Source organism: Bacteroides sp. AR29 (assembly GCF_900217715.1).
GTDB classification, from domain to species: Bacteria; Bacteroidota; Bacteroidia; order Bacteroidales; family Bacteroidaceae; genus Bacteroides; species Bacteroides uniformis.
In genome coordinates this window covers 41,109-53,562 of the sequence record NZ_OBMS01000021.1, presented here as the reverse complement: position 1 = coordinate 53,562, position 12,454 = coordinate 41,109, and the positions used below count along the sequence as shown (strand labels likewise).

The following is a 12,454-nucleotide window of genomic DNA, read 5'->3' as shown; positions in this document are numbered from 1 at the left end:
TTTGGTAATATCAAAAGAAGAATAGGGTAAAACTGCATGTTGTCACTGGATAACATTCCTTTGTCACTATAATTTGTTCACTTTCTACAGCCTGCCTACTTTTGAAATAAAAAATGAGGAAGAGTATGTATCGAAATGTTTTTTTAGGGGCAATTTTATTGAGTATGCCTTTGGTGGTTTGGTCGCAGCAGGATACGATTGCCGACCAGCGTTTGGAAGAAATTATGGTAACTGCTAAACTCCCGTTGGTAGAAATATCTGCCGGTAAAACAAGTTACCGGATGGATGCGTCAGTCACTCAAAGTACGGGAAGTCTTTATGATGTTCTTGCTTCCCTGCCGGGAGTCGTGATAGATTCCAATGGTAATATCTTGCTGAACGGACAAAGCGGTGCGACGATTCTGATGGATGGCAAGCCTACTTATCTTTCGGGAGATGAATTGATGAGTCTGTTGAAATCTACTCCTGCAACTAATGCTGATAAGATAGACTTGATAACCCAGCCTTCCGCACGCCACGATGCGGCGGGAAGCTCCGGGTTGATTGATATCCGTACAAGAAAAATCAGACTGCGCGGTGTGAATCTGGCCTTGAACGGCAATGGCAGTCTTGGACGGACGGGTAGCGGTTATGGAGGTGCCTCCATGAATATCCGGGAGAATAAGTTCAATCTTTATTTGAACTATTCGTATTATCAGGGGAAGGATGTCATAGACTTGTTTATCGACCGTGCGTTCGAACGGGATGGAGGAAGGATGATGCAGGACTCTTACCGGAAGCGTAGGAATTATTCGCACTATTTTCGTACCGGATGTGATTATTATCTCAATGAGCGGACAGTTTGGGGAGTCTCATTGGGTGGAAACTTTTCCCGGCAAAGGGAAAATGCAGGCATGTTTACGGAAATCCGAGAAACCGGAGTTGCGGGAAATACTTACAGCCATGCGGAGCAAAACCGGAATAATGTTTCTGCCGGAACCAGTATGGTGCACAAGCTGAAAAGAGAAGGGGGAGAACTCAGCGCTTCTTTTGATTATTTCCATTACTACCGTGTTGGAAACCAGTTGATGGATAGTTTTAAGCCCGATACATTGAAAGGGGATATGAAGGGAAATACCGACTTATATGTCGGACAGATAGATGCGGTTTATCCATTGAGTGAGGTTTGGAAGTTACAGGCCGGAGTCAAAACCTCATTTGTTACGATAGACAATACGGCAGGTTATATGCGTCCGTCGGTTTCCGGCTGGCTGCCGGACGGGGCACTTGGTTCCCGATTCGTATATGATGAGAATATCAATGCCTCTTATCTACAAGTCGGCTATGAGAAAGACCGCTTGAAAATCTCAGCGGGTCTAAGGTTGGAACATACCCATGTACACGGGGATTTTGGAGGAAATACACAACAGAAAGACTCTTCGTTTACAACGAATTACTTCCATTTGTTTCCTACTATTGCTTTGCAATACGGTTTGACTTCGGAACATCTGTTTCAGCTTTCGTATGGCAGGCGTATTACCCGCCCCAATTATGGTGATTTGAATCCTTTTACCTATATATTTGATGACTATACCCATGAAGGGGGAAATACGAAGCTGCATCCTTCTTTCTCTGATAATATAGAGTTGGGGTATGTGTATCGTGACTGGTTTCAGACAGTGCTCTTTTTCTCGCATACAGATGATGCTATCATGAAGAGCTATCGCGAACAGGAGGGGCGGCGTATCTATGTAATGCCCCAGAATCTGTCTTCCTATGTACAGACGGGTATGCGTGTACATGCCGCCAACCTCTCACCTGTTTCTTTTTGGAAGGTGAATCTGACCGCTATCGGTATTTATAATAATTATGGTTGGACGGAGCAAGGGCAGAAAATGAAAAACCGTATGTTTACCCCGATATTCGGCTGCATGAACCAGTTTGCTTTCACTTCCGTATGGTCGGCCGAACTTTCGGCAAATTATAATGGACGAATGGCCTACGGACAAGCCACAGTACATCCGGCGCTGGAAGTGAATGTCGGCATCCAAAAGAAGATGTTCCGTAACAGATGCACCGTTACCTTGTTTGCCAAGGATGTATTCAACACCAATTATCAAAAAGTAGATATTCAATCTCCCGGTGTGCAGGCGTTTGTTGACGAACGGCACAACAAACGTGTGCTGGGTATTGCTTTCGCCTGGCGTTTTCAAAAAGGCAGCGAGACAAAAGAAAGCAGAAGGAAAAAAGAAATAGATGAAACAAAAAGAGTAAATTTGTAACTGTTATGGGCAGACTGTGGAACAAGTGGCTGGTGCCGGCATTATTTGCCGTGATTCTTTTTCTGTGTATTCGTGTGGCGAATGATATTCCGAAACATGAATACTATTGGGAAAGTAATGAGTGGAATTTCATGCTGAAGGATATGCTTGTGGTACTCTTCATGTCTTATCCTATCTTTTTTCTATTGAAGTATTGGCTTCGTTTGTGCCGGAAGCGGAAGTTGGTATGGTGGCAGGAATACGGGGTAGTTGTCCTGACGGTTCCCGTCTGGTGTCTTCTGACGATGTGGGTCATCCGCTTTTTGATGGGGGTAAGTCTTGATTTATACGATGTGCCTGTTCCGGCCATAGTCAGTATGTTGCTTGGCGGCTTCTTTTATATATTCTTGCGTAATCAGATGATACAGAAGGAAAATGAAGCTCAACGCCTGCAGTTGGAGAAGATAAAAAATGACCAGCTCCAGACAGAACTGAAATTCCTTAAAGCGCAATATCATCCACACTTTCTTTTTAATGTACTCAATACGGTTTATTTTCAGATAGATGAGAATAATGAGGCTCCGCGGCATACTCTTGAGCAATTGTCCGATTTGCTTCGTTACCAATTATACAATGATGGGGAGAAAGTGCAAGTCCGTGTGGAAGTGGAATATCTGAAACAATACATCAGCCTATGTAAACTTCGTGCTACGAAGCGGCTGCAGTTGCAGGTGCATTTCGATGAAATGGAGGCGCAGGTTGAGATTTATCCATTGTTGTTTGTACCGTTGGTGGAGAATGCTTTCAAATATGTGGGAGGGAACTATTTTATAGCTATGGATATGTGTCTGAAAGAAGGCAAGTTGTGTTTTAGTATTGAAAATTCTATACCGGAACCATTAGTGCACCAGAAAGGAAAACATGGAATCGGCATAGAAAATCTGAGGCGCAGGCTGGAGCTGCTATATCCGGAGCGTCATACGCTGGACATAAATAGAGGAGATACTTTGTTTAGAGTAAAACTTGTGATAGAATTATAGGATGAAACAGGTAAAATGTGTAATAACCGATGACGAGCCTACTGCATGTGAAGGATTGCAACGCTATGTGGAAAAGGTGGATTTCCTTTCTTTAATGGGTGTATGTGAAGATACTATGCAGTTGAACACTCTTTTGCAGACTGAGCAGCCGGACTTGTTGTTTCTGGATATTGAAATGCCTTATCTTTCGGGGCTTGAACTCTTGGCATCTCTTGCCCATCCGCCTCATGTGATTATCACTTCCGCTTATGAGCAGTATGCATTGAAAGGTTATGAACTTGATGTTACGGACTATCTGTTGAAACCGATTTCGTTTGACCGGTTCCTGAAAGCGGTGAATAAAGTACATGGTCTTTTGCAGCAGGAGAAATGGCCGGATGAAGCTAATAATTTTATATTTGTCCGTTCAGACCGTCAGATGCATAAGGTGTTGTTTAAGGATATTCTGGTGGTGGAGGGGCTGGAAAATTACGTCTGTATTTATACGGAAAGCACAAAGCTGCTTGTACGTTCTACCATGAAGCGTATGATAGAGGCTCTTCCTGGTGGAGTATTTCAGCAAGTCCATAAATCATATCTGATAAATTTGGAAAAGATTGAGATGATAGATGGCAATCGGATTATAGTTGGGAGGCATACTGTTCCGGTGGCACGTAATTTCCGCGAGGAGGTGTTTGCACGTATTTTGAAGAATACTTTGTAGTTGCGCAGGAGAAGCTTGTCATGATAAAACTCCGGGCACGAATTACATGGATTTCACGTTTTTTGCTAACCGCAACTGTGAAATTCATGTAATTCGTGCCCGAAAGAAAGTGTCAAAGGCGTATTGCTGCACGTGACTATTATGGCCTTAGTCTATTATTTCAAATCCCGTATACGGAACCAATGCCTTTGGTATGCGGATTCCTTCTGGAGTCTGGTTGTTTTCCAGCAAGGCGGCAACGATGCGTGGCAGAGCGAGTGCGGAACCGTTCAGCGTATGGCAAAGCTCTGTTTTCTTTTCTGCCGTACGGTAGCGGCATTTCAGACGGTTGGCTTGATAAGTGTCAAAATTAGAGACGGAACTTACTTCCAGCCAGCGTTTCTGTGCTTCGGAATACACCTCAAAGTCAAAACAGAGGGCAGCCGTGAAGCTCATATCGCCACCGCAAAGGCGCAGGATGCGGTAGGGGAGTTCCAGCTTTTGAAGCAAACCTTCTACGTGGTCCAACATCTCCTGGTGGGATTGTTTGCTGTGTTCCGGTTTGTCGATGCGTACCAGTTCCACTTTGGAGAATTCGTGCAGGCGGTTCAAGCCACGTACGTCTTTCCCGTATGAACCGGCTTCACGGCGGAAACATTGTGTGTATGCACAGTTCTTGATGGGCAACTGCTTTTCGTCCAGAATCACATCACGGTAGATGTTGGTTACGGGGACTTCGGCGGTAGGAATCAAGTAGAGGTCGTCCACTTCGCAATGATACATTTGCCCTTCCTTGTCAGGCAGCTGTCCCGTGCCGTAGCCGGAAGCGGCGTTCACCACTGTGGGCGGCATTATTTCCGTATAGCCGGATTTGCGTGCTTCGTCCAGGAAGAAGTTGATGAGTGCGCGTTGCAGTTGTGCGCCTTTGCCTTTGTATACGGGGAAGCCGGCACCGGTAATCTTGACACCCAGGTCAAAGTCTATCAAGTCATATTTCTTGGCCAGTTCCCAGTGGGGCAGGGCGTCTTTGGGCAGCTCGGTTTCCATACCACCTATTTTCTCTACTACATTGTCGTCGGCACCTACGCCTTCAGGCACGCTGTCGTAGGGAACGTTGGGGATGGTATAAAGCAAAGTCTGCAAATCGTTGGCAGCCTGGTCCATATTGGCTTGCAAGTCCTTGTTGACTTCTTTCAGCTCGGCCACGCGGCTTTTGGCGGCTTCTGCTTCTTCTTTCTTGCCCTCCTTCATCAGTTGTCCGATGGATTTGGAGAGTGAGTTGGCTTCTGCCAGGTTTTTATCTAGGATGGTTTGATTGGCTTTTCTTTTGTCATTGAAGTCCAGCACTTGTGCAATGGTTTCTTTTGCATTCTTGAAGTGCTTCTTTTCCAGTCCGCGGAGAACCGCGTCGGTGTTTTCTGTAATTTGTTTGATGGTAAGCATATCTTATACTTGTTTTTATGTTATTCGGTTTTGTGAGTGCAAAGATATGGAAAAAACAAATAAAGTGTTGCTTTTGACATAAAAGAAAGGGATGCAATCCGAATAGGTTGCATCCCTTTTCCTTATTTCTTGTTCGGAAACTTATGCTTCTGCATTTTCTGCAGGGATAACAGAAACTGAACGTCTGTCTTCCTTGCCCACTTTGAATTGTACAGTTCCGTCTACTAAAGCGAAAAGAGTGTGGTCTTTTCCCATACCGATGTTATTACCCGGGTGGAATTCAGTACCTCTTTGACGAACGATGATGTTACCTGCTTTGCAAGCTTCGCCACCAAATATCTTAACGCCTAATCTCTTGCTCTGTGATTCGCGGCCGTTCTTAGAACTACCGACACCTTTTTTATGTGCCATTTCTTCTTACTGTTTTAATTGATTAAGCTACTACTTCTGTAATTGTTAACTCTGTGAATTGTTGACGGTGACCGTTCAACTTACGATAACCTTTTCTTCTTTTCTTGTGGAAAACAAGAACTTTATCGCCTTTTACCATGTTTGATACGACCTGGCAAACAACCTTTGCACCCTCTACTGTGGGAGCACCTACGGTGATGTTGCCGTCTTTGTCTACCAAAAGAACCTTGTCAAACTCTACTGTTGCACCGTTTTCTGCATTCTGGATGTGGTGTACAAACAGCTTTTTGCCAGCTTCTGCTTTGAATTGCTGACCGTTGATTTCTACAATTGCGTACATTTCTTATATATAATGTATAAGTTAGCTCCGTCGGGTGGTCTCTAATCACTTAGAAAGCACTTGGTCGAACCCGGTGCGGAATAATCGGGCACAAAAGTACTCTTTTTATTCTAAATGGACAAATGTTCTTTTGCTTTTTTGTTCTTTTAATGCAGATTGTACTTTTAGATTATTGGAGAAAAACTGTTTCATCAAGGAGAAACAGTCCGTGTAGGGATGGTTTCTGTTACAAAATGAATTTCAGAACATAGATACCGGCCAGCATCAGCGCCATTACAAGACACGCGAATATGACGAGTAGCACAAGACTGTAAGTCAGCATGAGGATAGTGCGCCAAAAGCTTCTCCACCAGGTGCAGCGGTACAATTGTTTGTAATCCCAACAGAATAGGACGAAAATAAGCCATAAAGGCAGCTCATACAAATCGTCTACCTTTGCGTACCCGTTGAAAGGCAGCACGATGATGCTCAGCAGGAGTATCTGGCAAGCTATGTAGGCTTGTATGAACACATGCTCCGTGGTATTGTAGTTTAACTTATATTTCCGGCGTCGGAAGGCAAGTTGGGTGGCAAGTGCAAACAAAGGCAGTGTGGCAATGATGCGGAATGCCTTGTTTCCGTGTCCCCAGCTCTTCATCAGATTCCATACTTTCATTAGGAAAGGAGAGTTCTGTAAGACTTTTTCCAGTCTGTCTCCCACTTCCGAGGTGTCGTTTACAAATTCATCGATGAGGTCGCCATCATCGCTGTTCTGTTCGGACACCTGTGTGGCAGAAGTGGAGTCGTTCTTCTCTTCCAGTTTGTTCAAGCTTTTCTCCAGGCTTTTTATAGTGATGGCGAGGGCTCGCTTTTCCTCTTTGCTATAGGTTTTCTCCATCTTTTTGGTAAGCTTCTCTTTAGCGGCAATGATTTCTTCTTTGTCTGTCTGCTCTGTCTTTTCCGTCTTTTCTTTTTTGCTTAGGGCTTCCGGGTCTACCAGTTGCACAGCCATGATATAAAGGGCTGCAAGAATGAAGAGTGTCTGGAACGGGCGAAAATACTCTACACGCTTACCACCGATGAAGTCTCTAATCATGTACCCCGGACGGTAGAGGAGTTCCAGAAGGGTACGTCCAAAGCCATTATCTATATTGAAGAAGCCTCCGGCAATGTTTTTAAGCGCGTTACTCAACCGATAGCGTGGAGTGTTACGGCTTTGTCCGCAACGGTTACAGTAGTTGCCGGTATAGGTGGTGCCGCAATTCAGGCAGGTGCAGGTTTCGTTGCCAGCGGGAGGAGTTTTTCTCCCTTGTATCAGCTTGATGTGAAATGCGCGTAAGCGTACTGCGCAGGGGTGCCACCATGAGTCGATGAAAGTTCTTGCTTTGTTGGGTAGTATCCTTCTTTTTTGGAGGATGCCCCACAATGTCAGTATGAAGACAACCGGGAAGAAGTTGCTGTCGTCGGTCATGTCCAGCTCTTCAATAGCCAACCAGAAGAGTGTCACTAGAAGGAGGATTTGCCAGACACTTATCCTTTTCTGTTTCCGGAGAGAAGTGGCATGCATGTTTTCCGGCCGGATGGGATTTTCAATCTTGAATATGGAAGGATGCTCCTCCTGAACTGCCAGCAGTTCTTCTAAAGTGTTCATTATTTTCCGGTGTGGGTACTTCTCCAATTCTTTGGCAGTGGTTACTCCGTGGGTGACTCCGGCAAAGTCTACTCCGGCTGCTTGGGCTGTTTCCGCATCTACCGTGCTGTCGCCTATATAGAGGGTCTCGGCTTTGCTGACATGTAGCCGCTTAATGGCAAGGAGTAGCCCTTCGGGAGATGGCTTGGCGGCTTTCACGTCTTCACCACCCACGATGATGTCCATAAAATCTTCAGGAAAATGCTGGTCGAGGAGTTCCTTGATGCGGAATCGATATTTGGTCGAGATGATTCCGATGCGAGCGCCGGAGTCCTTCAGTGCAGTCAGTACGGACTTGGTTTCCAGAAAAAGCACCGTGTTGACAGTCATATGCGTATCGGCCTCTTTTCGGTATTCTGCCTTGAATCCTGCCAGTTGTCCGGCATCTGTCACGCCGGTGAGGATGGAAAAAGAGTCTTCCAGAGTCTTGCCGATAGTACGTTTGATGTCGTCATCCGTCACCTCTGTATATCCGTGACGGGTCAGTACGTTGCGGAAACAAGTGACGATTCCGCGGGAAGAATCAGCAAGCGTATAATCAAAGTCGAAAAGATAGGTCGTGTAATTCATTGTGACTTTTTGTGACAAAGATAGTGTAAAGTATATTTTTACAAAATAAAAAAGAGGATTAATCGGAATTTTGTATTACTTTTGTTTGCATGAATTCTGTAGAAAAGTGACAAGATGTGTAAGTGTTTTATCCGGTTAGGTTGTTATACTATACACGTTAACCCTATAATGTTATGAATTTGATAAAATCTTGTTGTTTGTTTGTGGTCTTTTCATCCTTTCTGGCATGCACCTCGCAGGTGTCGGATGTGAAGAGTGTGTCTTATACAGAGTTTGTGAATCCCTTTATCGGTACAGATTTTACTGGAAACACCTATCCGGGTGCCCAGGCGCCGTTTGGCATGGTGCAGCTCAGTCCTGACAACGGACTGCCGGGCTGGGACCGTATTTCCGGATATTTTTATCCGGACAGTACCATTGCAGGCTTCAGTCATACCCATCTCTCCGGAACCGGCGCTGGTGACTTGTATGACATCTCTTTTATGCCGGTGACATTGCCTTATAAGGAGGCGGAAGCTCCGCTCGGCATTCACTCTTTGTTCTCTCATTCGGAAGAGTCGGCAAGCGCTGGATATTATCAGGTGCGTCTGAAAGATTATAATATCAATGTAGAGTTGACGGCCACCGAGCGTTGTGGCATTCAGCGGTATACTTTCCCAAAAGCCGATGCTGCCGTTTTCCTGAATTTGCGGAAAGCCATGAATTGGGATTTTACCAATGATTCTCACATAGAAGCCGTCGATTCGGTAACGGTGCAAGGTTACCGTTACTCTGACGGTTGGGCACGCGACCAGCGCCTCTACTTCCGTACACGTTTCTCCAAACCGTTTGCTGCGATGCAGCTCGATACAGCTGCCATAGAGAAAGAAGGCAAGCGGATAGGGACATCTGTCATTGCACGATTCGACTTTCAGACTAAGGAAGGAGAACAGATTCTTGTCAGTACTGCCATCTCCGGTGTAAGTATGGAAGGGGCGGCACGTAATCTAGCAGCAGAAGTACCTGATGATGATTTCGACAAATACCTGGCTGCTGTGCAGGATGATTGGAACGAACAATTGTCCCGGATAGAAATAAAATGCGATGACCGCGATGAGAAAGTCAAGTTCTATACAGCTTTATATCATTCGATGATTGCTCCTACCATTTACAGTGATGTGGACGGCGCCTATTACGGTCCCGACAAGCAAGTGCACCGGGTAGAGGGCTGGACAAATTACAGTACTTTCTCCTTGTGGGACACTTACCGTGCGGCTCATCCTCTCTATACTTTTATTGAGCCGGAACGGGTGAATGATATGGTGAAGTCCTTCCTCGCCTTCTTCGAACAGAACGGCCGCCTTCCCGTATGGAATTTTCAGGGGGGCGAGACAGATATGATGATAGGTTACCACTCTGTGCCGGTTATTGTAGATGCCTATCTGAAAGGTATTGGGGACTTCGATGCGAAAAAGGCCTTGGAGGCTTGTGTAGCTACTGCCAATATCGATTCCTATCGTGGCATTGGGTTATATAAGAAATATGGCTATGTTCCTTATAATGTGACAGATCAGTATAATTCGGAAAACTGGTCACTTTCTAAAACACTGGAATATGCATATGATGACTATTGTATAGCCCGTATGGCAGAGAAGCTGGGCGATAAGGAGGTTGCGGACGAGTTTTATAAGCGTTCCCGTAATTACCGGAATGTCTACAATCCGGTAAGTTCTTTCATGCAGCCCCGTGATGACAAGGGAGAGTTTATCCGGAACTTCTCGCCGGACGACTATACTCCGCACATCTGCGAGAGCAACGGCTGGCAATACTTCTGGTCTGTGCAGCAGGATATTGACGGTTTGATAGTTTTGACCGGAGGTAAGGAACGGTTTGCCCAGAAGCTGGACAGTATGTTTACTTACAATCCTTCTGCAGATGATGAGTTGCCTATTTTCAGCACCGGGATGATTGGCCAGTATGCGCATGGAAATGAGCCTAGCCATCACGTCATCTATCTGTTCAATGCTGTGGATCAACCTTGGAAAACCCAGAAATATGCAGCCCGGGTGATGCGTGAACTCTACCTGAACACTCCTGCCGGTTTGTGCGGCAACGAGGATTGCGGACAGATGTCCGCCTGGTATGTGTTCAGTGCGATGGGCTTTTATCCGGTAGACCCGGTTGGTGGAAAATATGAAATCGGTACCCCCCTATATCCGGAAATGAAGATGCACCTGCCCGGTGGAAAGACCTTTACGGTACTGGCGCCGGCGGTGAGCAAGGAAAATTGCTACATTCAATCTGTCAAACTCAACGGTAAGAACTATGACAAAAGTTATATTACGCATGAACAGATAATGGATGGAAGTGTTTTCGAATTTGAAATGGGGGATAAGCCAGGTCAGGCATGGTACAGTCCCCGATAACCGGCTAACATATGAATGAACATTTCGACTTGACATATAAATCCCTTTTCCGCAGGTATTATACCAACCTGCTGTTCTATGCCACACGCATTGTGGGGGAAGAAGATGCGGAAGATGTGGTACAGGATGTTTTCGTGGAGCTGTGGAAGCGGAAAGATACCATGAAGGTGGGAGAGCAGATTCAGGCTTTTCTGTATAGGGCGGTGTATACCCGTGCCTTGAACGTTCTGAAGCATCGGGACATTGTGAGTGGCTATGAGGCTGTCATGCTCGAAATCCATAAAAAGAGGGTTGAGTTCTATCAACCTGACAGCAATGATGTGGTGAAACGGATAGAGGATGCCGAACTCAGGAGGAAGCTGTCCGATGCCATCAATGAATTGCCGGACAAGTGCCGGATGGTATTCAAGCTCAGCTATCTGCATGATATGAAGAATAAGGAGATAGCTGATACAATGGGAGTGTCATTGCGTACGGTGGAGGCCCACATGTACAAAGCTTTGAAGTTGCTGCGTGATAAACTGGGGTATCTGAACCTGATGTTGGCTCTGTTTTTCATCGGGAAAGTAAGTGTTTTTGCGAGCAGCGTTGTTTTATTATCATAATGAAGGAAAGAATGAATAAGTTGAATGAGGAGATATTGGCCAAGTTCCTTATGGGTGAATGTACGGAAGATGAACTTCGTGAGGTGAACGCCTGGCTGGAAGAGTCGGGTGAGAATGCACGCGAATTGTTCAGGCTGGAGGAGATTTACCACTTGGGGAGACTGGGGGATACTTCGAATACACAAGACATAGAAAAGGCCGAAAAGCGATTGTTTAAAAGGCTGGAACAAGAGAAGACGAAACAATACAAGGTACGGAGGATGGTTGGGTGGATACGGTATGCGGCCGTATTTGTGGGCTTCTTCCTTTTGGGTACTTTCGGCTATCTTTTTTATCAGACTTATAGCCAGCCGGAAACATTACTGGCTGTCACCACTCATGATAAGATTAAGGAACTGAAACTGCCGGATGGAACCAAAGTCTGGCTGAATAAAAACACTACCCTGAAATATCCACATGAGTTTGCAGGGAAGGGAAGAAAGGTTTATCTGGAAGGAGAAGGATATTTTGAGGTGATGAGGAATCCGGAAAAACCGTTTGTCGTACAGAGTGAGGTCATGCAGGTCAGAGTATTGGGAACTGTTTTCAACCTCAAGTCTGACAAGGCTAAGATGTCTGCAGTAGCTACCCTTTTGAAAGGCGAAGTAGAGGTGAAAGGTAATCATGGCGAGGGTATGATTATCCTTGCCCCCGGACAGAAAGCCGAGCTGAACGGAATGACTAGGCGTCTGGTGGTGAAGCAGGTGGATACGGGAATCGAAAACTGGCACAATAATGAGTTTGTCTTTGAGAAGGCTGACCTATACACCATTGCGCGTACATTGGAGAATTCGTATGGGGTGAGGGTAATTCTGGCACCGAACATAGATGTAAGCAAGACTTACTCGGGTACACTGAAGAAAAAAGAGAGTGTAGGGGCTGTGCTGAATCTGATAAAGAATGCCATTCCATTGGAGTATAAAATTGTGGGGAACAGTGTTTTCCTCTCCTCAATGAAGTAGGAAGGCCGCACAAATTCGAGATATGACGAGAAGAATTTATTTAATACT

The 12,454-nt window shown here is 45.5% G+C and carries 10 protein-coding genes; 6 read left to right on the top strand and 4 right to left on the bottom strand.

The window, feature by feature from the left end; translation table 11 throughout:
• The first annotated feature begins 125 nt into the window (after positions 1–125).
• Genes CSD97_RS13580 through CSD97_RS13570 form a run of 3 tightly spaced genes read left to right on the top strand, consistent with a single transcriptional unit; the run spans position 126 to position 3,983 of the window.
• The gene (locus tag CSD97_RS13580) at positions 126–2,261 is read left to right on the top strand and encodes a TonB-dependent receptor (protein WP_005835473.1); all 2,136 of its coding nucleotides are present in this window, start codon (positions 126–128) and stop codon (positions 2,259–2,261) included.
• 5 nt (positions 2,262–2,266) lie between these two features.
• Positions 2,267–3,280 carry a histidine kinase gene (locus CSD97_RS13575; RefSeq protein ID WP_005828900.1) on the top strand — a complete coding sequence of 338 codons (1,014 nt, stop codon included), beginning with the start codon at positions 2,267–2,269 and terminating at the stop codon, positions 3,278–3,280.
• Position 3,281: 1 nt separating this feature from the next.
• Entirely contained in the window at positions 3,282–3,983 is a 702-nt protein-coding gene (locus CSD97_RS13570) for a LytTR family DNA-binding domain-containing protein (protein ID WP_005828898.1), read from the top strand.
• 147 nt (positions 3,984–4,130) lie between these two features.
• On the opposite strand, the gene serS is transcribed toward CSD97_RS13570, so the two are convergent.
• The 4 genes from serS to CSD97_RS13550 all read right to left on the bottom strand — a co-directional run bounded on the left by serS (position 4,131) and on the right by CSD97_RS13550 (position 8,395).
• Positions 4,131–5,405, bottom strand: coding sequence for a serine--tRNA ligase (gene serS / locus CSD97_RS13565; protein ID WP_005828896.1), 1,275 nt, complete (start codon positions 5,403–5,405; stop codon positions 4,131–4,133).
• A 141-nt stretch (positions 5,406–5,546) separates the two neighbouring features.
• Complete coding sequence (rpmA, locus tag CSD97_RS13560; protein WP_005828893.1) at positions 5,547–5,816, bottom strand: 50S ribosomal protein L27; 270 nt, start codon at positions 5,814–5,816, stop codon at positions 5,547–5,549.
• Positions 5,817–5,838: 22 nt separating this feature from the next.
• A complete protein-coding gene (gene rplU, locus CSD97_RS13555; RefSeq protein ID WP_005828892.1) occupies positions 5,839–6,156 on the bottom strand; it encodes a 50S ribosomal protein L21 in 318 nt (105 codons plus the stop codon).
• 226 nt (positions 6,157–6,382) lie between these two features.
• Positions 6,383–8,395, bottom strand: coding sequence for an HAD-IA family hydrolase (locus CSD97_RS13550; RefSeq protein ID WP_022401695.1), 2,013 nt, complete (start codon positions 8,393–8,395; stop codon positions 6,383–6,385).
• Positions 8,396–8,568: 173 nt separating this feature from the next.
• Between CSD97_RS13550 and CSD97_RS13545 the strand changes: the two genes are divergently transcribed.
• Genes CSD97_RS13545 through CSD97_RS13535 form a run of 3 tightly spaced genes read left to right on the top strand, consistent with a single transcriptional unit; the run spans position 8,569 to position 12,406 of the window.
• Positions 8,569–10,800 carry a GH92 family glycosyl hydrolase gene (locus CSD97_RS13545; RefSeq protein WP_016272631.1) on the top strand — a complete coding sequence of 744 codons (2,232 nt, stop codon included), beginning with the start codon at positions 8,569–8,571 and terminating at the stop codon, positions 10,798–10,800.
• An 11-nt stretch (positions 10,801–10,811) separates the two neighbouring features.
• Complete coding sequence (locus CSD97_RS13540) at positions 10,812–11,405, top strand: RNA polymerase sigma-70 factor (protein WP_005828885.1); 594 nt, start codon at positions 10,812–10,814, stop codon at positions 11,403–11,405.
• Between the two features lie 11 nt (positions 11,406–11,416).
• Complete coding sequence (locus CSD97_RS13535; RefSeq protein WP_005835480.1) at positions 11,417–12,406, top strand: FecR domain-containing protein; 990 nt, start codon at positions 11,417–11,419, stop codon at positions 12,404–12,406.
• Positions 12,407–12,454 lie beyond the last annotated feature (48 nt).